Source organism: Pseudomonas sp. IT-P171 (assembly GCF_949767765.1).
Classification (GTDB): Bacteria; Pseudomonadota; Gammaproteobacteria; order Pseudomonadales; family Pseudomonadaceae; genus Aquipseudomonas; species Aquipseudomonas fluorescens_B.
Map to the genome: position 1 here is coordinate 253,541 of NZ_CATKQN010000033.1, position 19,937 is coordinate 273,477.

The following is a 19,937-nucleotide window of genomic DNA, read 5'->3' on the forward strand; positions in this document are numbered from 1 at the left end:
GCAGCTTTGGGTCGATAGCTGTCTGACGTGAACGGCATCAATCGCAATAAAGCCGGTCATGGACCATACGAATAAGTGCAAGTTAGATCTCGTCCGGTGTTGAATCGACCGCCTCTTGCGCTTTTGGAAAAGCAGCATCTCTGCTTGGGGCCCTTGATCGAGGGGAATCAAGGGCCACATATTGAGAAATTATTCGAAGTATCTGTCTATGCCCATTGATAGGGGCTGAGGCCGATCACTGTCCTGACGAAAGACAGAAATCGACCTCAAACCCCTCTCATTCGGTTTCCGCCGCGGATCGACGCGTGGTAAGCGTCGGCGATCGAGGAACTAAACGGTTCTGACTGCCAAAGCTTTTTGCCGACGATACAGAATCGTCGTCGCCGTGAACCCGCACACCGCCGCGAACATCAGCCAGTAGGCAGGTGATGCCTTATCGCCCGTGGCCTGGACAAGCAGCGTCGAGATTGCCGGGGTAAAACCGCCAAACACCGCGGTGGCCAGACTGAAGGCCAGTGAAAACCCGACGACCCGCACGTTCTGTGGCATGACTTCGGTCAGTGCCGCGACCATGGCGCCGTTGTAAATGCCAAAGAAGAATGAGAAGTACAGCAGGACAGCGAGCAGTCGTTCGAAACTCGCCGCCTCTGCCAGCCAGTGCATGGCGGGATAAGCAGTGAAGATGCACAGCAACGATATCGCCAGCAACAGTGGCCGACGGCCAATGCGGTCGGAGAGGGCGCCGCCGATAGGCAGCCAGATAAAGTTGCTGATGCCGACCAGCAATGTGACCACCAGGCTGTCGGTGGTGCTCAAGTTCAGTACTGTCCTGCCAAACGTCGGTGTGTAGACCGTAATCAGGTAGAACGTGGTGGTGGTCATGGACGCCAGCAAACCGCCCGCCAGTACGGTGCGCCAGTTGTCACGCATCGAGCGAAAAACTTCGCGAGTTGTTGGACGATGGCTGCGAGCCGTGAAGGCAGCGGTTTCTTCCAGTGAACGACGAATAATGAAAATGAACGGGATGATCACGCAGCCAATGAAGAACGGAATACGCCAGCCCCAATCGGCGATTTCAGCGGCTTGCATCGTGGCATTGATCGTGTAGCCCAACGCGGCCGCGACGACGATCGCCACCTGTTGGCTGGCCGATTGCCAACTGGTGTAGAAACCGGTGTGACCGGGGGTGGAAATTTCCGCCAGATACACGGAAACGCCGCCCATTTCCGCGCCGGCGGAGAAGCCCTGTAGCAGCCTGCCCAACAACACCAGAATCGGTGCCGCCACGCCGATGGCGGCATAGCCCGGCACCAGGGCGATCAATACGGTGCCGGCGGCCATGATCGACAGCGTCACGATCAGCCCCTTGCGACGGCCCACCTTGTCGATGTACGCCCCCAGCACAATGGCGCCTAACGGACGCATCAGGAATCCGGAGCCGAATACCGCGAAGGTCATCATCAACGAGGCAAACTCGCTGGTGGCTGGAAAGAACGTCCGGGAGATGTAGGTCGCGTAGAACCCGAACAGAAAGAAGTCGAACTGCTCGAGAAAATTACCGCTGGTGACCCGCAAAATGGCGCCCAATTTGGACCCCTTGGCTCGGGTTGTTGCCGTTGTCGTTTTCATCATGGCTACCGTTATGCTCACTATTGTTTTTGGAATGAGTGCTTCAGCCGTCAGTCGCTGCCGGCGTTGATCGGGTTGGGTTGACGCTTCTCGATGGCGTGTTTGAGCAGCGCTGCGCTGCGGAATATTCCATGGGCGAATTTGCTGTAGGGCATGGTCAGGAAAAACGCCATGACCAGGCCGAGATGGATAGCCAACATCAAGCCCAGGGCGCTGGTTTCGCGCAACGCCAGGAGCGCCAGGCCGCTTGCGCTGACCAGAAACAGCAGCGCGATGAAGCCGCGATCCATGGGTTTTTGGTTCTCGTCGCCGTGCGCAGGGTTGCGACGCAGGTTCAGCCAAAGAAGACCCGCCGGGCCGATCAGCAGGCCGATGCCACCGGCAATACCCAACATCACCGGCAAGCTGAAGATCGGATAAGGCGCCGACCACTTCAGCAGATAGTGAAAGAGCGTGGCGACACCGGTGGCGGCGAAGCACAGCATGAAGCCGTAGAAGGTGAGGTGGTGGAATCGGCGTCGCCACAAGGTGAATTTATCATCGGCATTGTTGCAGCCCTCGCCATGGCCACCGTCCAGGTATTTGAGTTTCGCGACGTTGGCCGTAGCCTCCAATGCAGCGGACGCTTTCAACGGCAGTGGCGCTGCGACCGGTGAAACGTTGCGCCAGAAGCGCCGTACACCCAGGGTCAGGGCAAGTACCGCAAAGCCGAACACTGAGCCGAACATCAGCGCCAGGGTGTTATGCGGGAAAATCTTGTAGAAGTTGCCCCCGGGAATGGCCGTGAACAGGTTGCCCATGAGCATCAGGGTCAGGCATAAAAACAAGGCCAGTCCCCCACCGGAAGCCAGCGCCAGGGTCAGGCCGTTGCGCTGATACAACCTGCCCATCACTGGCGGCCAGGCGTATTCGGCGTAAGTATCCAGGCGCACTTTGGCCATGGCTTTGGGTATGTTGACGTCGAATTCGTGTGGGGCGGCGTACTGACAGGCGTGCAGGCACGCGCCGCAGTTGTGGCACAAGTTCGCCAGGTAATGGATGTCGGCCTGGGTGAATTCCAGGCGCCGGGTCATCGCCGGAAATACCGCGCAAAAGCCTTCGCAATAACGGCAGGCATTGCAGATGGTCATCTGCCGCTGGACTTCACTTTCGTCAAGATTCAACACCGGGATCAGCCCGCCCGACGCTTGGGGATCAAACAGTTGCATGTCGAGACTCCGAGTTTGCAGATGAAACGCCAAAGCCCACCGAAGCAGCCGCCTGCACACCGGCGATACGGCCAAACGCGGTACCGATGGCCATGCCGATGCCGGCGGTGTAGCCCTTGCCCAGAACATTGCCGGCCATCATTTCTCCCGCGACGAACAGGTTGGGGCTCGCTTTGCCGTTGAAATGCACGGCAGCGGTTTCGTCGGTGGCGAGGCCGAGGTAGGTGAACGTGACACCCGGTTTAAGCGGGTAGGCGTAGAAAGGTGGTTTCACCAATGGCCGCGCCCAATGGGTTTTGGCGGGCGTCAGTCCTTGGGTGTGGCAGTCGTCCAACGCCGTGTGGTCGAACGTGCCAACGCGGCAGGCGTTGTTGTAGTCCTCGACAGTCTTGACGAATTTTTCTTGAGGCAGCTGCAACTGACGGGCAAGGTCTTGCAGGGTATTGGCGGTGGTTCCGGGAAAGACCGGCGGCATGAAGCGGCCGATGGCTTGTTGATCGATGATCGAATACGCCTGCTGACCGGGTTGTCCGGCCACCAGACGCCCCCAGATCGCATAACGCTTTGGCCAGAAATCCTCACCTTCGTCGTAGAAGCGTTCGCCATCACGATTGACCACCACACCCAGCGATACGCAGTCGATACGGGTACAGATGCCGCCGTCGTAGAGTGGCGCGCGGGCATCAATCGCGACCATGTGTGCTTGCGTCGGATCGCCGATCACATCTGCGCCAAGGTCGAGCATGCGCCGTAGCAAAATGCCGGTGTTGAATCGGGTGCCCCGGATCAGGAAATTGTCCGATGGCCATTCACCGCGCTCGTTCTGACCCCAGGCTTCGCGTAGCCATTCACGGTTGGATTCGAAGCCGCCAGCCGCCAATACGCAGGCTCGGGCTTCAATGCGTTCCGCGGCGAAATGCTGACCGTCGACCTCATGTTCGCCCACGTGGGCGGCGACGAATTTCCCCCCATCCAGCTCGATGTCGGTCACTTGCGTGTTGTAGCGAACTTTTACACCCAGGCGCTCGGCGCTGCGGAAATACGCATTGACCAGCGCTTTGCCGCCGCCCATAAAAAATGCATTGGTCCGCGCCACGTGCAGCGCGCCGGACAGCGGTGGCTGAAAATGCACGCCGTGCGAACGCATCCAGTCGCGGCAAGAAGACGATGCCCGAATGGCAATGCGTGCAAGCTTTTCATCCGTGAGGCCACCGGTAACCTTCAACAGGTCTTGCCAGTATTCTTCTTCCGGATAGGCATCGATCAGCACGTCCTGCGGTTCGTCGTGCATGCACCGCAGGTTACGGGTGTGTTGGGAGTTGCCACCGCGCCAGATTTTCGCAGAGGCTTCCAGCAGCATCACGCTGGCGCCCGCTTCTCGCGCCATCAGAGCGGCGCACAAGGCAGCGTTGCCACCCCCTATGATTAAGACATCGATCATTATCGCTCCTCGATTTGCAAGGAAGCGGGAACGAAGTGCTCCTTGCGAGTGGGGAGAACGATAGGGTGGGGACGGAGTGGCCGAAAGGCTGCATTTGACGCGGGGTGTTTAGTTTTTCTAAAGGCTTTTTCGTCAAGACGGACTCATGTGTCCGGGGTGACGCGTCTACACCTTCTATCCATGTCGCTCCTGGCCACTGTTTGTCGACGACCAGCTGTCGCGCCACATCGACAATGACCAACCGCGTTGCCAGCGCCGCCGGAGAGAGTTCGTCGTCAGCCAGCGTCGCCAGAAGATTACGCCGGCCCACATGGGGATCGGCAATCCTGATCAGTGAAAGTCCGGACCCGTCTTTCAATGCAGCGGCCGCCCCCGGTTGTATCGTTGCTGCATGACCGGCCCGAACGGCGTTCATCAAAACAGCGAGGCCGTCGACCTCCATAATGACATTGGGCGTTAGCCCGACCCGCTCGAACGCGCTGGTCAATGTTGAACGCAACCCATGCTGCACGCTGGGCATCACCAGCGGCAGGCCGCCGAGGTCGGCTAACTGCACGCTGTCGCCAGAAGGCGCTTGAGGCAGGCTGGGCGAGGCAATGACAAACAGCTTTTCATCAAGCAGCGGAGTCACGCTCCAGCGTTTCCCCCCTTCGAGCTGGAAGAGGATGGCCAGATCAATTTGCCGTGCGTTGAGCTGCGCCGCCAAGTGGCCGGAAAGCATTTCCACCAAATGCAGTTGTATGTCCGGATAACGCGCACGCATTGCGTTGATCAACGGCAACGCGAGCACCGTTGCGGTAGTCGGCGGTAAGCCGACGCTGACATAACCGCTCATTCGCCCGCGATGGGCGGCCATGATTGCGTTTTCCGCCTGGCGTAGCGTCAATTGGGCATGGTGTAAAAATGCAAATCCGGCGCTAGTGGGCGTCACGCCGGTGGAGGTTCGATTCAGGAGGCGGGTGCACAGTTCGCTTTCCAGCTTGGAGATTTGCTGACTGAGGGCTGACACACCAACGTCCAGTTCAAGTGCCGCACGCCCCAGGCTGCCCAGCTCGATGATTTTTACGAAATAGCGCAGTTGTCTCAATTCCAATGTGGCTGCTCCCCGCGAATTTGTTATTCAAATACCTGAACGTCTGTCACGCAAGTTACGAAGCCCGACGAGGCAGCATTGTCGCAGGTTTGGGTTGGCCGTTGAGCGCGTGCGCCTTGTCGAGGACTGTAGCCGTTGCCACGAAGCTGTCATCGAGACTGAGGCCATTGATAACGGTTGGCACAGGGAGTGTCGAATGACCGCTCCTCGCCGGTTGCTGTTTGTCAGGATGAACTCATTGCGGGGTCATCGGCACCGCTGCGTCATATTGATGAATTCTAAGTTCCTGATGATCGTAGCCAGCGTATTTCGCACACGGTCTCCAACCTCACCGGAACCTGCATTGTGGAATAATTTTGTACATTGATAGGATAAGCTGATCAATCTGTCTGATCCCGAGTGCGCACCATGGCCATAAACTTCGACCTCAACGACCTGCAAGCTTTTCGCGCCGTGGTCGAGCAGGGCAGTTTTCGCAAAGCCGCCGACACCGTGCGTATCTCTCAGCCTGCGCTGAGCCGGCGTATCGAAAAACTTGAAGACGCCCTCGGCGTACGATTGTTCGAACGCACTACACGTAAGGTCAGCTTGACTCAGGCCGGGCGCGGTTTCATGCCCAGCGTCGAGCGCTTGCTGGACGATCTGGACGTGGCGCTGCTGGGAATCAGCGAAGTCGCCTCGACCCGGCTCGGCCATGTCACGGTGGCCTGCGTGCCCTCGGCGGCGTATTACTTCATGCCGCGCGTGATCGCCCATTACCACCGGCAGTTCCCGAGGATCAAAGTAAAAGTGCTCGACTCTAGCGCCCACGACGTACTCAGCGCCGTCGTCAATGGCGAAGCCGATTTCGGTCTGAGCTTTATGGGTACGCTGGAGACTGAAGTCGAGTTCGAGCCATTGGTGCAGGAAGGTTATGTGCTGGCCTGTCGGCGCGATCATCCGTTGGCGGGTCGAACCAGCGTGACCTGGGATGAGTTCTATCAGCAGGATTACATCTCGCTGGACAAGACCTCGGGCAATCGCTTTTTGCTGGATCAGGCGCTGACCGGAATCGTGCCGCACCGGCAGAGCATCTGTGAAACCCGGCATGTGACGACGATGATCGGCTTGGTGGAAGCGGGGTTGGGGGTCGCGGCGGTGCCGCTGATGGCGATGCCGGCAACTGATCATCCGATTCTGACGCGGGTGCCGCTGACCGACCCGCAAGTGATGCGCAGTGTCGGCCTGATCAAGCGCCGAGGTCGCACGTTGACCCCGGCTGCGTTGGAACTGGAACGGCTGGTGGTGGAAATGAAAGTTCAGGTCAGCGACTGACCGAATCCAGCCCGGTGGCCTTTACATCCGGTTGAGCGGTCGAGGAAGCCAAATACTCCAGCAACGCCTTGGCTTCAGCCGGGTGTTGCGCACCCACTGGAATGCCGGCAGCGAAACGCGTTACCGATTGCACCGACTCTGGAATCTTTGCCACAAAACTTACGCCCGGCACGGGCAGCAATTCGCTGACCTGCTGGAAGCCCAGTTGGTAGTCGCCAGCGGCAACCACCGAGCCCACGGGGATTTTCGAGATCATCTTCGATTTGGGTTTGAGTTGGTCTTCAATGCCCAGGCGCTTGAACAACTGATTCTCGATGTACACGCCGCTGGCGCTATCGGAATAGGCGATGGACTTCGCGTCGAGCAAGGTCTTCTTCAGTCCGTCAACGGAGCTGATGTCCGGCTTCGTCGCGCCCTCGCGCACTACGAGCCCGATTCGGGAATCGGCCAGTTCAACCCGTGAAGCGGGATCAACTTTGCCTTGCTTGATCAGGTCATCGAGGGCGTAGCCGACCATGATCACTACATCAGCTTTTTCTCCGCGAGAAAGACGGTTGGGAATAGCTTCCGGCGCTTTGCCCATCGACGGGCCAAGGGCGGTGTCGAGCGTGTGGCCGGTAGATGCGGCAAATTTAGGGCCGAGGATTTTGTAGGCAGCGGTGAAACCACCGGAGGTCATCACGCGGATTTCTTCGGCTTGGACCAGGGTGCTCAGACTGAGGCTGGTCAACAAGGCGAAGGCGGCAACATTGAATAGTTTTTTCATGGTCATTTTCTCGAAAGTGCAGGTTCAAGACATCGCTGATTGGAGGCGGTAAGTGGAGCGGCGATAGAGATATAACGTGGCGCACAGGGCGCACAGCGCGGCGAAACTCATCCAGTAACCGGGTGCGGCCTTGTCGCCGGTGTACTGAATCAGGAAAGTCGACATCGCCGGGGTGAAGCCGCCAAACACCGCCGTAGCCAGGCTGTAAGCCAGGGAGAAACCGGCGACCCGAACTTCGACCGGCATGATTTCCGTGAGCGCCGCAATCATCGCGCCGTTGTACAAACCGTAAATGAACGACAACCACAGCAAGACCAACAGCATGTTGACGAAGCTGGGCGCGTTGACCAGGTAAGTCAGCGCTGGATACGCAGTGGCGAGGGTTAACAGTGCCATGGCGATCAGCACTGGACGCCGACCGATGCGGTCAGACAACGCGCCGCCAATGGGTAACCAGAAGAAGTTCGAAACACCAACCAGCAAGGTCACCAATAACGCATCGGACGTACTCAGGTGCAGCACGGTTTTGCCGAAGGTTGGCGCGTACACGGTGATCAGGTAAAAAGCCGTGGTGGTGAGGGCGACCATCATCATCCCGGCGAACACGATGACCCAGTTCTGCGCGAGAGTGCGGAACACATCGCCCATACTCGGCCGATGCTTGCGCGCTTCGAATTCCTTGGTTTCTTCGAGGTTACGGCGCAGGAAAAAAATGAACGGCACGATCATGCAACCGAGGAAAAACGGAATCCGCCAGCCCCAATCGGCAATCATTGCGGGCGCCATCCACTGATTCAATCCGTAGCCCAAAGCCGCCGCGACGATAATTGCCACTTGCTGGCTGGCCGACTGCCAACTGGTGAAGAAGCCTTTGTTGCCCGGAGTGGCGATCTCCGAGAGGTACACCGAGACACCCCCCATTTCCGCACCGGCCGAGAAGCCTTGCAGCAAGCGACCGATCAGCACGAGGGCGGGTGCAAATAACCCGATGGTTTCGTAACCGGGCACCAACACAATGAGAATCGTGCCGCTGGCCATAATCGACAGCGTCACGATCAAGCCTTTGCGCCGACCCACATCGTCGATGTAAGCACCGAGTACCACCGCACCCAACGGACGCATCAGGAAACCCGCGCCAAACACCGCGAAGGTCATCATCAGGGAGGCAAACTCACTGCTGGCCGGGAAGAACACAGCCGCAATCTGCGTAGCGTAAAAGCCGAAAAGGAAGAAATCGAACTGTTCGAGGAAGTTACCCGAGGTAACTCGAAAAATCGCACTGGCGCGTGAACGCCCGGAAGGGTTTGATGTTGTCATTGACCTGTACTCCACCGCTTTTATGACGTGCGCTGCCTGGACGCGGCGCACGGATCTTATTAGGGCGAATGGTGGAGTAGGGGGATCGATATGATAAGTGCATTGTTGGCATTCATTAATGCATCAAACAGATCAATGGAAGCAAAGGGCAGGGCCGGTAAGCGGCTCACGCACGGTCCTTCGTCGACTTCCGGGTACCAGGTTGTTTTCAATCGGTCTGACAACTGAAAGCTTCAGGGAACGATTACCTCGGCACGCTGGGTACCTCAAGCCCGACTTTCACACGGTCCAGCGCCACGATGGTCTTGAACCAGGTCACGTTGGCATTCTCGGCAAACAATCGCCGCGCCAATGCCTGGTATTCCTGCATGCTGGCAACGGTTAACACCAGGACGAAATCCACTTCGCCGGTGACGTAGTAGCACTGCTGAACTTCGGGCACCGCGAAGTGTGCCTTCATCGCCTCCAGTGCCTCGATACTCGTGCGCTCGGCCATCACCTCCACAATGATCGTGATCGGCCGTCCTACGGCGGTGGGATCGACGATGGCGACATTGCCCGTGATGACACCCCTTTCTTCCATCCGCTTGATGCGGCGCTGCACGGCGGCCGTGGAGAGATTGACCTGCTCGGCCATCAGGCGCAGCGGTGTGGTGTTGTCGCGCTGGACGAGGTCCAGGATGGCACGGTCGAATTTGTCCAGTGGTTCAGAGGCTGCGTCGATTTTTGCCATGTCAGGCCCGCGAGAAAATTTCTCGAAAACTACCAGAAAACTGCGGCCCTTTATCTAGCTGCGAGAAATATTATCTTGCCTGCAGACGGCTCTCGCCGCCTTGATCGGGAATTCACACAGGATAATTGGCATGCTCGCACTGTTTCATCTTTCCCCTGTCCTGTTGGTGACAGCCATGCTCGTCGTGCTGCGCCGGCCGCCCGTTCATGCCGCCATCGCCGGCACTCTACTCGTCGTGGTGCTCTGGCTCGCCGGCGTTGCCGAAGCGTGGCAGCCGAGCAGTATGGTGGCTGCCGTTCAAGATACCGCTGTGCTGTTTGCCAGCACGGCCTTCGTGATCGTGCCGGGTCTGGCCTTCGTGATTTTTATCGAGCGCCTGGGCGTCAACCTGGCGCTGAGCCAATGGGTGCGGTCACTGGGTTTGCGACGCGGCGATCAAGTGGCGTTCATCGTTCTCGGGCTGGCACCGTTACTGGAAGCGATGACCGGCTTCGGCGTGTCATTGATCGCAACGGTGCCCCTGTTGCTCAGCCTCTTCGAGCGCCGGGTCGCGCTGCGCATAGCGCTCGCCGGCATGGCAATCATGCCGTGGGGAACGCTGGGCCTGGCTTCGGTCATAGGCGCCTCGCTGGCTCACCTGGACGCCGCCGCGCTGGCGTCGACCTCGGCACTCACCAGCGCACCGGTTTTTTTCGCCCTCAGTGCGATAGCGCTCTATCTGGCAGGCGTTCGTGAGTGGCGGGAGTGGAGGGCGCTGGGCGTTTTCTGGCTGCTGTTTGTAGGTGTGCTTTACAGTGCCAGTCGGTGGTTGGGGCCGGAAGTGGCCGGTGTTGCCGCGGGCCTGGTGACGGCCGTTGCCGTTCTATCGGCCGGGCTTTGGCGCTTGCGTCGCAGCGATAGTGAGCGCGGTTCAGTGCAATGGCCGCGTCAGGCCTGGCCGTATCTGTTGCTGATTGTCTACATCGTCGCGTTGAAGATGGTGTGGACGATCACCTCTTGGCAGGACAGCTGGATCGTACAAGGTGCCCAAGTCACCTGGAAGCCACTGGCATCACCCGGCCTGGCGCTGGTTCTGGTGCTGATCGGGTTAGGTTTTTACACGCGCAACACACCACGCCAGACAGCGTCCGACATCAGTGTGCCTGCTGCCTTGGCGGCGCGTGCGAGGCGGCCATTGCTGACCATTTTTTTCTTTCTCGCGATGTCGCAGATGATGGTGAAGGCCGGCTTCCTCGCGGGCTTGATGCAACTGCTGGCGGGCTTGTCGCCCACCGCCGCGACGTCGCTGGTGGCCCTCTTTGGTGCGTTGTCAGGCTACATGACGGGGTCGAACGTGGGCGGCAACGCGATCTTCATGCCGGCCATCGCGATGTTGCCCGAACACTCTCGGCTGTTGCTGGCAGCGGTACAGAACAGCGCGGCAGGGCATGCCGCACTGGGCTCGCTGTCGATCGTCATGCTGATCCTGGGTCTTGCCAAAACCCAGGCGACGGAAGAGGGCGAACTGGTAAGGTTTGGCTTCGCGCTGGTCTGCCTCAATACGGCATTGGTCGCGTTGGGCGCAGGGTTGCTGAGCGGGTGGTTTGGATAGCATTGCCGGGGAGCTGGCCGGTCTGGGCACGACAACGAGTTTGAACGTGCTCAGGCAAATGCAGCCTCGACAAATGCTTCCAGCGCCTTGGCTTCCAGGATCTCGATAGAGAAGTGACCGAAGCGCTTGGGCAACCAGATGATGCGTGTCCCGGACGGGGATTGCAGGTTCGCACGGGCCAATGGCTTTCCGTTTTCGTCTTCCGGTTGAACACCCGCCGCCATCAATTCGTCATAGGTTTTTTCGATGTCGGGTGTCGAGTAGCAATGGCGATAAATCATTCCCTCGCCCGAGGCGTCCAACAGCTCCCGTAGATTCCCCGCCAGTGGCTGTACCAACATGAAACGCTCCTGACCGATCAGCGCAATCGCGTAGCGTACATGCAAGCCACCTCTTTCCCAGACGAGCGTTTTGGAGATCCTGGCTTTCAGTATCTGTGCGTAGTAATCACAGGCTTCTTCGAGATTCTCGACCAGTACATCGATGTGGCTGAACTTCAGATCCATGGCATGCCTCCTTCCGAATTGATGTCCATGGTAACTACCGCACCTTCGGAACTCGATGGCGTCATGAAAAGTCATCCAAGTGATGCCATTCACCCATGGATGAGACATGGGCGACCCGTGAGGAAGAGTGTCTGCTTTTTTGCGGTTGTTGCCTGCCGAAATGCCTCTTTTGTCCTAATTCCTATTAAGGACGCTCCCGTCCAATCTTCATGCGGGAAGCTCCAATTGTTCATAGGCATACAGCCCATGGCTCGCAGGATCGGAACCCGCGCTGTCAATAGCGTCTAAGATTCAGAGAGATGTCCCGCCACACTGAAGGAACGACTCATGCTCAAATCACGCTCATTGGTTGTCGCGATTACATGTCTTGCGCTGGTCAGCGGCTCAGCGACTGCACTGGCCGATCCCGGTAATGGAAAGGGCCAGGGAAACGGCAAGGGAAACCCGCAAAACAGCCAGGTACATGGCAATCAGGGCAGCAAAGGCAAAAACGCCGGGGGCGGTGATTGGGATCATGGCCCGAGCATCAATCGAGGCAGCATCCTCGGAATCATTGGCGGTTACAGGGATTACTGGAGTCCCGGCCCTGCTTTGCCACCCGGCATTCAAAAAAACCTCGCTCGGGGCAAGCCTCTTCCACCCGGCATTGCGAAAAAACTGGACGGTCGGTTGATTGGCAGGCTGCCGCACTACGACGGATACGAATGGCAGCAAGCGGGCACCGATTTGATACTGGTCGCGCTGGCAACCGGGCTCATCTACGAAGTGCTCAACGGGGCGTTTGATTAACGGATGAGTGAAGACTCGGCGATCGTTCTGGCGGCGTGCTGATTGGGTCAGTGCGCACCGCATCCCGTCTGTCGCATGACTTGAACTGCGGAGGGAAAAACGCGTCTTAACGTACGCGATATCAACCCTATGGAAGCGATCATGCTTTTAAAAAACAAGAGTTTCGTTGCTGTCATGTCATGCGCCATGATGCTTGCAGCCGCACCCTTACTCCCTGCTCACCTCTCTACCATGAGCGCCGCCTACGCGAAGGATGGTGGTGGTAACGGAGGCGGTAACGGAGGAGGCGGTAATGGGGGCGGTAATGGCGGCGGTAATGGCGGTGGCCACGGCGGCGGTACCGGTGGTGGTCACAGCGGTTCAGATCACGGCAACGCTAACAGCAACGGCCGCGGTAATGGATTGAGCAGCGATCATGCCGGCAAGTCTGTTCGTGACCACGGCGAAAGTGGAAACCACTACGGCAATGATCGCAATGGTGAGCGCGGTCATGGCACAACGACTTCAGGCATCGCCCATTCCAAAGATACGCGTGGCGTGACCAAAGCCACGGCAATCTCGGACTCGACACCAGGGGACCACAACGCGAAAGGGTTGAGTAAGGCCGGGACGTCGGTATCAAAGAAATCGCACTGATCAGCGTTATTCGCAGCACGCAACCCTGAACAAAACGGGCGCCCGACAAGGCGCCCGTTTTCATTGGCTCCGGTTTAAGTGCTATTCGTCCACGTTGATGCCCGATCCTCCCAGTTCCTTGGGGACATCCTTCAGCTTCGGCAATCCATCCTTGATACGCAACACAGTCTCCTGATAGTGAACGTGAACGCCTGGCGAGTACGCGAGATCCGGGATGACCGCGGCATATACATCGATCAGTCCTATCTCCGGGTGTTCAGTGAATAGATGCCCGCCGCACGTCTTGCACCACTTGCGGTAACTGCGCGAGGTCTTGTTGTAGGTGCCGATGTTGTCAGCCCCTCGAGTTACTTGCACCGCGTCGGGTTTCCACAGCGTGAAGGCATTGACCGGCCCTGCTGACCAATGCCGACACGACTCGCAATGGCAATAGCCCATCCCGACCGGCTCGCCGCTGACGGTCAGCTCGACTGCGCCGCAAAAACAACTGCCCTTGTAAGACCGTTCAGTGTTCATGGCATGACTCCTCGATCAATGGTTTGCCTTCACTCGTCGATGTAGCGCACTGCTGTCACCGGCGTGCGCCGCACCTGCAACTCGAAAATGTCAGGGCGCGCGTAATGCCCGGTAACGTCGAGCGCTCGCCGCGCTGGCGCCACGAGTGCGACGTCGATGTCCGCATACAAAATGCCGGCCTCGCGGTGCAATGGACCGGCGACGATCCGGCCCTGCGGATTGACCACCACCGAGTCGCCGTCGTTGATCCATTCATCCGGCTCGGCAAACAGTTGCGCACGCGCCGGGAAGTCGTCGGGGATGTCGCTGCCGCGCAGCGCGGTGCCGCTGCCGAGCACCCAACAGCGGCCTTCGAGCGCAATGTGACGCATCGTGCTGATCCAGCCATCGCCCGTGTCGTACGTGGGCGCGACGTAGATTTCCACCCCTTGGGCATACAGTGAATAGCGCGCCAGTGGCATGTAGTTTTCCCAGCAGATCAGCGCACCCACGCGGCCAACCGGTGTGTCCACCGTGCGCAACCCGGAGGCATCACCGAAGCCATGCACCATGCGCTCGGGATTCGTTGGCATCAGCTTGCGGTGGCGGTTGAGCACTGCGCCGTCCGTGCCGATAACGACTACGCTGTTATAGAGCGTGCCGCCACCCGTTTGCCGTTCGCATTCATTGATGCCGCACACGATCGTCACGGCGTGAACCCTGGCGGCTTCGCACAATTCGTTCAGGTCACCTTTCGCGATATCGACGGCGTTGGCCAGCAGCCGCGTGTGCAACTGTCCCACTACGGCCCCGTCCTTTCCCGCCGCCAGCCGCCAGATCCACGACGGGTAACCGGGAATGAACGATTCGGGCAAAACGATCAGCGAGGCTCCAGCCGCTGCTGCCTCGGCGACCGATTGCACGGCCCGGGCGATCGTCGCGCCGCGGTCGAGCAACACGGGCGGGCGCTGAATAATGGCTACCTTGGTCATGGCGTTCTCCGTTTGCACTTGGCTTCGAAGGCTTGAGCGTGCGCGTGGCGGAGTGACGGGGCTAGTTCACAATCTGAAGCGTTTCAGTCGCGGGGGCCAGGCAATGGACGAAAGCTACGGTCAGTTCTGCACGGTCGCACGCGGAGCCGAAGCACTGTGCGAGCGCTGGACACCTTTGGTCGTGCGCGAGCTGTTGTGCGGCAGCAAGCGCTTCAACGAACTGCACCGCGGCGTACCCCGAATGTCCACCAGCCTGCTGGCACAGCGGCTGCGCCACCTGGAAGAAATCGGCGTCGTACACCGCTCGGCCACCGGCAAAGTCTGGGAGTACAGCCTGACCGAAGCGGGCGAGGAACTGCGCCCCATCATCATGGCACTGGGTCATTGGGGCGCACGCTGGATCGGCAGTCGCCTGCACGATGACCAACTCGACGCGGGCCTGCTGATGTGGGACGTGCGCCGGTTCGTGCGAATCGAAACATTCCCACCTCGACCGGTGGTCATCCACTTCAAATTCCGCGACGCCCGGCCCGGCGAGCAAGCGTGGTGGCTGGTGGTCGAGGAGGGCGTGGCCGACCTGTGCCGCGACGACCCCGGCCGTGAACTGACGCTGGTCGTGGATTCCAGCGTGCGCGCATTGACCGAAGTGTGGTCGGGCGATCGCACACCGCGGGAAGTGCTTCAGTCGCGAGAGTTGCGAGTGGATGGCGCGGTGAAGGATGCGGAATGTCTGTGGCGTTGGCTGGGCACGAGTGCGTTTGCGGGGACGCGAAGCGCGGCAGTCAATCGGTGATCTTGGCTGAGCCCGGGTCACGTTAACTGTTTGGAGTTAATCCGATGTTGAACGTGCTTTTCATCTGCAGCCAGAACCGCCTGCGAAGCCCCACGGCCGAACGACATTTCGCTGATTGGCCGGGCGTGAAAACTGCATCGGCAGGTATCAGTAACGATGCGTATGTTCCAGTCAGCCTGGAGCTGCTGCAGTGGGCTGATCTGGTATGTGTCATGGAGCCGATTCATCGCAACAAACTGGTGGCTCGATTTGGTGCGGAGCTGGTGGACAAGCGTGTCGTTTGTTTGGACATACCGGATGTTTATCAGTACATGGAGCCTGGGCTGGTCAAGGTGTTGGAGGTGAGAGTCAGGCGGTATTTGCCTTCCTGAGGTGATGCCTCTGCTGGGCCGGTTCACGTTTGAACAGACTCTTTTTTGCGTCTCGCGAGAAGCAGCACTAGTGGTCCGAAGACCGTTAGTCCCTTGTGCAGAAGACGGCAATCGGCTGTGGATTCCACCGGTCGATGCAGCAGGTTGGTTAAATCGTTCAGCGGGCGGTTCGAATGTGGGCTTTAATGTCGTGCCCATAGGCAGCCACGTTAGCTTCGACTCCGTACGAAGATGGATGCGCCGACCGGCGGGTTCAGGTGGCCATGCACGTGTCTAATCAAGGAAGAATCGACATTGAAAATACCTTTCTGCGCCCTGTTTTTGGCCTGTCTGACGACTATCGCACTCGCTGACGAAAACCCAATCGGCTTCCAGTCTTCCACACTACCGGACGCGCAAAATGACCGCTCACTGGAGATGGTCGTCTGGTACCCCAGTGCAACGACCGCCGCCACGCAATTGATCGGCGATGATGTGGTGTTTGTCGGGGCTTCTGCCGTGCGTGACGCGCCGCCCGCTGCCGGCAAGCATCCCTTGGTCGTGCTCTCCCACGGGTACAGGGGAAACTGGAGCAACCAGATCTGGCTTGCCAGTGCTCTGGCTCACAGGGGTTACATCGTCGCTGCGATCAATCACCCTGGCACCACCACTCATGACCGTAGCCCTCAAGCAGCGGCGCAGTTGTGGCAGCGGCCCATTGATGTGCGCCGCGCCATTGATAGCGTCACGACTCAACCTGAAAAATTCGGCGTGGTCGCCAATGGCCAAATTGCAGTAGCGGGCCATTCACTCGGCGGCATGACCGCCCTGGAGATTGCCGGTGCTCGTTTCGACCCGGACCGCTTCGCTCAGGAGTGCAAAGCACACCCGCAGTTAGCCAGTTGCTCCGTCTATGGAAAGATAAACCCGGCAAGCACCGCAGAATCGAAGGCCGCGTTGGCCGCCGATTTGCGTGATAAACGCGTCACGGCCGTGGTGACATTGGACCTGGGCCTTTCACGGGGCCTGACCGATGAAAGCCTGGCCGCGCTGCCGGTACCCACACTGGTGATTGCTGCCGGCGTACCGTCGCACGATCTACCCGCTGAGCTGGAGTCTGCCAACCTGGCCAAACGCCTGCCTCCAGCGTCAAGCCGTTACGTCGAAATCAGCGACGCCAGCCATTTCAGTTTCTTGTCGATGTGCAAACCTGGCGCGCAGGCAATGCTCGAAGAAGAAGTACCGGGCGATGGCATCATTTGCCTGGATGGCGACAACGGTCGTGCGCGTGAAGTGATTCAACAGCAGGTTGTATCGCTGATAGCGGAGTTTCTTCAGTCATCAGGAAATTTGTAAGAGCGAGTCTGCTCGCGATGGACCTGAGGATGACGCGTTTATCCAGCAAACACGCGTTGTCGTTAACGTCCATCGCTACAAGGAGCTGCAGTCACTTAACTGACCGGCATTAGCCACATGAGTCCGTATTTGACCCTTTGTCGCCTCCCAACTGATCACGCCTTTAAGGGTGTTTACTTCTAGTCAGACCCTTGTCTGTACAGAGAAGAGCGCGATGAGCATTGAACAGGTGGCCCCTGAAACGAAAGGGGTGGCGGTGAAGTTACTGGCAACGGTCGACCTCGGCCCCGAGATCGAGGGCATGGCAGGGCGCCAACTTCGAATGCGTTTGGTGACCATCGATCCTGGAGGCGTCTTCGGGCCGATTCATAACCATAAGGACAGGCCAGGCACCGTCTACATACTGCAAGGAACGATCACTGATCACCGCGACGGAGTCGCCACCGACTATGGGCCGGGAGTGGGCTGGCCCGAAGACAGGAACACCACGCACTGGCTGGAGAACAGAGGCACCATTGCGGCGGTGGAAATCTCGGTTGATATCGTCAGGCAAGGGTGAGTTCGCTGACTGCATCGAGACAATGAACACGAAAAAGCCCGGCTGATCAGGCCGGGCTTTTTGGGCATTGCGGTGACGCGATTTGTTTATGCTGCGCGGCTTTCGATCAGACGATCCGAGCCACCTTCGGCCACACGATTCTCGATCAAGCGATCCGAACCACCTTCGGCGACGCGGTTTTCGATCAGACGGTCCGAACCACCTTCAGCGACGCGGTTTTCGATCAGACGATCCGAGCCACCTTCGGCAACGCGGTTTTCGATCAGACGATCCGAGCCACCTTCAGCGACGCGTTTTTCGATCAGACGGTCCGAACCACCTTCAGCGACGCGGTTCTCGATCAAACGATCCGAGCCACCTTCGGCCACACGATTCTCGATCAAACGATCCGAGCCACCTTCAGCCACACGACTTTCAATCAGACGATCCGAGCCACCTTCAGCGACAACCGGGTGAGTCGAGGTCGCGGCAAAAGCGTTAACTGCAAAAACCGAGAAAGCGATGCTGAGGATGGTTTGGCGTTTCATGATCGTGTGCTCCGGGGTGTTGTTGGTTGGTATGGAGCCAATGTTACGCCGCGGATTTTTTATGAGAACTTCATTGACGTGATGGTGACCATCGACGGCATTGATAGAGCGAACGGCCTGCCTCTGGTGAACGTGATGATGGGGTGCAGCGCTGGCAACCGGAACGTGACAGCGCATTGATTACATTGCGTATCAACTGTAATGCGCGGCAACGTCTTTCTCAGCGCTGCCAGTGACAAATACAGTGACTCGCCACGATTTGCTCACCGGATGTACTGGCGGTGCAGGTGACGATCTCAATGTGTTTACTGCGTAATTAAGGTGTCTTTCATGATTCAGAACATGATGAAAACTGCTGGTCTGGCTGCACTTCTTGTCGCCAGCGCAGCAATGCCATTCGCCCAGGCACAATCATTGCCACTCGATAAAGTCGGTGCTTTGCATAATGAAGACGTGGAGTGGCGCAGCTTTCCAGCGTTCCCGAAAGAAGTGAAGCTGGCTGTGTTGGCCGGCGACCCGAGCAAGCCAGCGCCCTATGTGGTGAGAGTCAAAGTGCCCAGTGGCACCAAATTAATGCCCCATACCCATCCTGAAGATCGTATCTACACGGTGATGTCCGGTGTGTTCTACATTGGTTTTGGAACTGTTTTCGATCCGGCAAAACTGGTGGCTTACGGTCCGGGCAGCGTAGTGATACTGCCGGCCAATACGCCACATTTTCACTGGGCTAAATCAGGAGAGTACATCTCACAGGTTTACGGAACGGGTCCGCTGGGCCTCGAATACATTGATAGCCATGATGATCCCCGGAATGCGGCGAAGTAACTTCGCTTGAACTGAGCAACCCATGCCATTCGATGGCAGATAGGCTAGGATTCGATGCATCAAGCTATCAATCGCTCGACGCCAGACTCTTGCAAATCGCTGACTTCGAAGGCAACACATGGATTCTATCTGGGTAGCGGTAGCCATTTTCACCTGTTTGCTGGCAGCATCGTTGCTGATGATGCAACTGTATCCAAAGCTGGCAGCGCGCCACAAAGACGAAGACACGAATGCCGTGGTTCGTCTGGTGGCGAACATATTCGTGGTAATGACTTCGTTGGTATTCGGCCTGATGATTAATTCGGCCAAAAACACATTCGAAGCCATCGACTCCAATGTGCATGCTTATGCAACAAGTCTGATTATTCTCGATCGATCATTCCGAGCCTATGGCACCGCCGCAGAAAAGGCCCGGGGGCATCTGATGGTTTATGTCGAAGAGGCCATTGCCAATCCCTATCGGGGTGACCAGGCGCTACAGCACCAAAAAAGTCTCGCGGTCCAATATCTGGATGCTATCGGTGGGGCATTGACCGCCATCAAACCAGTGGACCGCTTTCACGAGACCATGATGGTGGATATACGTCAGCAGTATCACTCTCTGATCGAACAGCGCTGGAAGATCGTTGAACAATCAGAGGGTGCCATCCCAGGCCCGCTGATCGGCATGCTGGTGGCATGGATGACACTTATCTATGCCAGTTTGGGGTACCGGGCGCCGCGAAACCCGATGGTCGTGGGAATGTTTACCGTATCGGCGCTACTCATAGCCGCCTCTGTTTATCTTGTACTGGACATGAATGTTCCGTTCCACGGCCCGATACAAATCTCAGATGCCCCGTTGCGCAGAGCGCTTGCAGAGATGCAGTTGTAGAGGCTTGGGTTCAGCAAAACACGGTTTTGAACAGGCTCGAATGCCTGTGTCTCCTGTATGAAAAATCAATCCACAGCCATAAACAGTCACTCGGTCTAGCCTGAGAAACCGTTGGCAATGCAAAACGCGAGATTGTTTTAAGC

20 protein-coding genes and 1 pseudogene are annotated in these 19,937 nt (G+C 58.1%); 10 read left to right on the forward strand and 11 right to left on the reverse strand.

The features are described from left to right. Positions 1-330: 330 nt before the first annotated feature. The 4 genes and pseudogenes from ACM6I5_RS18570 to ACM6I5_RS18585 form a co-directional block, all read right to left on the reverse strand. Positions 331-1,632: an MFS transporter gene (locus ACM6I5_RS18570; protein WP_031318821.1), complete on the reverse strand. Its 1,302-nt coding sequence runs from the start codon at positions 1,630-1,632 to the stop codon at positions 331-333. Positions 1,633-1,679: 47 nt separating this feature from the next. Then, entirely contained in the window at positions 1,680-2,837 is a 1,158-nt protein-coding gene (gene tcuB, locus ACM6I5_RS18575) for a tricarballylate utilization 4Fe-4S protein TcuB (protein ID WP_414884376.1), read from the reverse strand. After that, a complete protein-coding gene (gene tcuA / locus ACM6I5_RS18580; RefSeq protein WP_017338381.1) occupies positions 2,824-4,278 on the reverse strand; it encodes an FAD-dependent tricarballylate dehydrogenase TcuA in 1,455 nt (484 codons plus the stop codon). The genes tcuB and tcuA overlap by 14 nt, the downstream gene beginning before the upstream one ends. Positions 4,279-4,438: 160 nt before the next feature. Then, a pseudogene (locus tag ACM6I5_RS18585) lies at positions 4,439-5,371 on the reverse strand (LysR substrate-binding domain-containing protein); the annotation flags it as partial. Positions 5,372-5,779: 408 nt separating this feature from the next. Between ACM6I5_RS18585 and ACM6I5_RS18590 the strand changes: the two are divergent. Beyond that, a complete protein-coding gene (locus ACM6I5_RS18590) occupies positions 5,780-6,685 on the forward strand; it encodes a LysR family transcriptional regulator (protein ID WP_414884377.1) in 906 nt (301 codons plus the stop codon). On the opposite strand, the gene ACM6I5_RS18595 is transcribed toward ACM6I5_RS18590, so the two are convergent. The 3 genes from ACM6I5_RS18595 to ACM6I5_RS18605 form a co-directional block, all read right to left on the reverse strand. Beyond that, a complete protein-coding gene (locus tag ACM6I5_RS18595) occupies positions 6,675-7,451 on the reverse strand; it encodes a substrate-binding domain-containing protein (RefSeq protein ID WP_017338384.1) in 777 nt (258 codons plus the stop codon). The two genes, ACM6I5_RS18590 and ACM6I5_RS18595, sit on opposite strands and share 11 nt — an antisense overlap. A 24-nt stretch (positions 7,452-7,475) precedes the next feature. Further along, the gene (locus ACM6I5_RS18600; protein WP_017338385.1) at positions 7,476-8,768 is read right to left on the reverse strand and encodes an MFS transporter; all 1,293 of its coding nucleotides are present in this window, start codon (positions 8,766-8,768) and stop codon (positions 7,476-7,478) included. 244 nt (positions 8,769-9,012) lie between these two features. Then, a complete protein-coding gene (locus ACM6I5_RS18605) occupies positions 9,013-9,501 on the reverse strand; it encodes an Lrp/AsnC family transcriptional regulator (protein ID WP_414878348.1) in 489 nt (162 codons plus the stop codon). Positions 9,502-9,631: 130 nt separating this feature from the next. Here ACM6I5_RS18605 and ACM6I5_RS18610 point away from each other — a divergent pair, with 130 nt between their 5' ends. Beyond that, positions 9,632-11,092 carry a transporter gene (locus ACM6I5_RS18610; protein WP_414884378.1) on the forward strand — a complete coding sequence of 487 codons (1,461 nt, stop codon included), beginning with the start codon at positions 9,632-9,634 and terminating at the stop codon, positions 11,090-11,092. A 50-nt stretch (positions 11,093-11,142) separates the two neighbouring features. Here the strand turns inward: ACM6I5_RS18610 and ACM6I5_RS18615 are convergent, their stop codons facing one another. Further along, entirely contained in the window at positions 11,143-11,598 is a 456-nt protein-coding gene (locus tag ACM6I5_RS18615; protein ID WP_414878350.1) for a VOC family protein, read from the reverse strand. Between the two features lie 327 nt (positions 11,599-11,925). Between ACM6I5_RS18615 and ACM6I5_RS18620 the strand changes: the two genes are divergently transcribed. Continuing rightward, complete coding sequence (locus ACM6I5_RS18620) at positions 11,926-12,387, forward strand: anti-virulence regulator CigR family protein (RefSeq protein ID WP_414884379.1); 462 nt, start codon at positions 11,926-11,928, stop codon at positions 12,385-12,387. A gap of 141 nt (positions 12,388-12,528) precedes the next feature. Further along, on the forward strand, positions 12,529-13,023 hold the full coding sequence (locus ACM6I5_RS18625; protein ID WP_414884481.1) for a hypothetical protein: 495 nt from the start codon (positions 12,529-12,531) through the stop codon (positions 13,021-13,023). Between the two features lie 81 nt (positions 13,024-13,104). On the opposite strand, the gene ACM6I5_RS18630 is transcribed toward ACM6I5_RS18625, so the two are convergent. Continuing rightward, the gene (locus ACM6I5_RS18630) at positions 13,105-13,539 is read right to left on the reverse strand and encodes a GFA family protein (RefSeq protein WP_414884380.1); all 435 of its coding nucleotides are present in this window, start codon (positions 13,537-13,539) and stop codon (positions 13,105-13,107) included. 29 nt (positions 13,540-13,568) lie between these two features. Continuing rightward, a complete protein-coding gene (locus ACM6I5_RS18635) occupies positions 13,569-14,510 on the reverse strand; it encodes a carbon-nitrogen hydrolase family protein (RefSeq protein ID WP_414884381.1) in 942 nt (313 codons plus the stop codon). 103 nt (positions 14,511-14,613) lie between these two features. On the opposite strand from ACM6I5_RS18635, the gene ACM6I5_RS18640 reads away from it, so the two are divergent. The 4 genes from ACM6I5_RS18640 (at position 14,614) to ACM6I5_RS18655 (ending at position 17,568) form a co-directional block, all read left to right on the forward strand. Next, entirely contained in the window at positions 14,614-15,303 is a 690-nt protein-coding gene (locus ACM6I5_RS18640; RefSeq protein ID WP_017338394.1) for a winged helix-turn-helix transcriptional regulator, read from the forward strand. A 44-nt stretch (positions 15,304-15,347) separates the two neighbouring features. Then, positions 15,348-15,674 (forward strand): low molecular weight protein tyrosine phosphatase family protein, encoded by a 327-nt coding sequence (locus ACM6I5_RS18645; RefSeq protein ID WP_017338395.1) that lies wholly within the window; start codon positions 15,348-15,350, stop codon positions 15,672-15,674. A 294-nt stretch (positions 15,675-15,968) separates the two neighbouring features. Beyond that, positions 15,969-17,009: an alpha/beta hydrolase family protein gene (locus ACM6I5_RS18650; protein ID WP_414884482.1), complete on the forward strand. Its 1,041-nt coding sequence runs from the start codon at positions 15,969-15,971 to the stop codon at positions 17,007-17,009. Positions 17,010-17,223: 214 nt separating this feature from the next. After that, positions 17,224-17,568, forward strand: coding sequence for a cupin domain-containing protein (locus tag ACM6I5_RS18655; protein WP_017338397.1), 345 nt, complete (start codon positions 17,224-17,226; stop codon positions 17,566-17,568). Positions 17,569-17,654: 86 nt separating this feature from the next. Here ACM6I5_RS18655 and ACM6I5_RS18660 read toward each other — a convergent pair whose 3' ends face one another. Beyond that, the gene (locus ACM6I5_RS18660) at positions 17,655-18,095 is read right to left on the reverse strand and encodes a phage infection protein (RefSeq protein ID WP_414884382.1); all 441 of its coding nucleotides are present in this window, start codon (positions 18,093-18,095) and stop codon (positions 17,655-17,657) included. 330 nt (positions 18,096-18,425) lie between these two features. Between ACM6I5_RS18660 and ACM6I5_RS18665 the strand changes: the two genes are divergently transcribed. Next, complete coding sequence (locus tag ACM6I5_RS18665; RefSeq protein WP_017338398.1) at positions 18,426-18,920, forward strand: cupin domain-containing protein; 495 nt, start codon at positions 18,426-18,428, stop codon at positions 18,918-18,920. 118 nt (positions 18,921-19,038) lie between these two features. Beyond that, positions 19,039-19,794 carry a DUF4239 domain-containing protein gene (locus tag ACM6I5_RS18670; protein WP_017338399.1) on the forward strand — a complete coding sequence of 252 codons (756 nt, stop codon included), beginning with the start codon at positions 19,039-19,041 and terminating at the stop codon, positions 19,792-19,794. Positions 19,795-19,937 lie beyond the last annotated feature (143 nt).

What these genes read in the sequence shown, in the direction of transcription:
- ACM6I5_RS18570 (WP_031318821.1), bottom strand. Translation starts at nt 1,632, where the DNA reads ATGATGAAAACGACAACGGCAACAACCCGAGCCAAGGGGTCCAAATTG.
- tcuB (WP_414884376.1), bottom strand. Translation starts at nt 2,837, where the DNA reads ATGCAACTGTTTGATCCCCAAGCGTCGGGCGGGCTGATCCCGGTGTTG.
- tcuA (WP_017338381.1), bottom strand. Translation starts at nt 4,278, where the DNA reads ATGATCGATGTCTTAATCATAGGGGGTGGCAACGCTGCCTTGTGCGCC.
- ACM6I5_RS18590 (WP_414884377.1), top strand. Translation starts at nt 5,780, where the DNA reads ATGGCCATAAACTTCGACCTCAACGACCTGCAAGCTTTTCGCGCCGTG.
- ACM6I5_RS18595 (WP_017338384.1), bottom strand. Translation starts at nt 7,451, where the DNA reads ATGAAAAAACTATTCAATGTTGCCGCCTTCGCCTTGTTGACCAGCCTC.
- ACM6I5_RS18600 (WP_017338385.1), bottom strand. Translation starts at nt 8,768, where the DNA reads ATGACAACATCAAACCCTTCCGGGCGTTCACGCGCCAGTGCGATTTTT.
- ACM6I5_RS18605 (WP_414878348.1), bottom strand. Translation starts at nt 9,501, where the DNA reads ATGGCAAAAATCGACGCAGCCTCTGAACCACTGGACAAATTCGACCGT.
- ACM6I5_RS18610 (WP_414884378.1), top strand. Translation starts at nt 9,632, where the DNA reads ATGCTCGCACTGTTTCATCTTTCCCCTGTCCTGTTGGTGACAGCCATG.
- ACM6I5_RS18615 (WP_414878350.1), bottom strand. Translation starts at nt 11,598, where the DNA reads ATGGATCTGAAGTTCAGCCACATCGATGTACTGGTCGAGAATCTCGAA.
- ACM6I5_RS18620 (WP_414884379.1), top strand. Translation starts at nt 11,926, where the DNA reads ATGCTCAAATCACGCTCATTGGTTGTCGCGATTACATGTCTTGCGCTG.
- ACM6I5_RS18625 (WP_414884481.1), top strand. Translation starts at nt 12,529, where the DNA reads ATGCTTTTAAAAAACAAGAGTTTCGTTGCTGTCATGTCATGCGCCATG.
- ACM6I5_RS18630 (WP_414884380.1), bottom strand. Translation starts at nt 13,539, where the DNA reads ATGAACACTGAACGGTCTTACAAGGGCAGTTGTTTTTGCGGCGCAGTC.
- ACM6I5_RS18635 (WP_414884381.1), bottom strand. Translation starts at nt 14,510, where the DNA reads ATGACCAAGGTAGCCATTATTCAGCGCCCGCCCGTGTTGCTCGACCGC.
- ACM6I5_RS18640 (WP_017338394.1), top strand. Translation starts at nt 14,614, where the DNA reads ATGGACGAAAGCTACGGTCAGTTCTGCACGGTCGCACGCGGAGCCGAA.
- ACM6I5_RS18645 (WP_017338395.1), top strand. Translation starts at nt 15,348, where the DNA reads ATGTTGAACGTGCTTTTCATCTGCAGCCAGAACCGCCTGCGAAGCCCC.
- ACM6I5_RS18655 (WP_017338397.1), top strand. Translation starts at nt 17,224, where the DNA reads ATGAGCATTGAACAGGTGGCCCCTGAAACGAAAGGGGTGGCGGTGAAG.
- ACM6I5_RS18660 (WP_414884382.1), bottom strand. Translation starts at nt 18,095, where the DNA reads ATGAAACGCCAAACCATCCTCAGCATCGCTTTCTCGGTTTTTGCAGTT.
- ACM6I5_RS18665 (WP_017338398.1), top strand. Translation starts at nt 18,426, where the DNA reads ATGATTCAGAACATGATGAAAACTGCTGGTCTGGCTGCACTTCTTGTC.
- ACM6I5_RS18670 (WP_017338399.1), top strand. Translation starts at nt 19,039, where the DNA reads ATGGATTCTATCTGGGTAGCGGTAGCCATTTTCACCTGTTTGCTGGCA.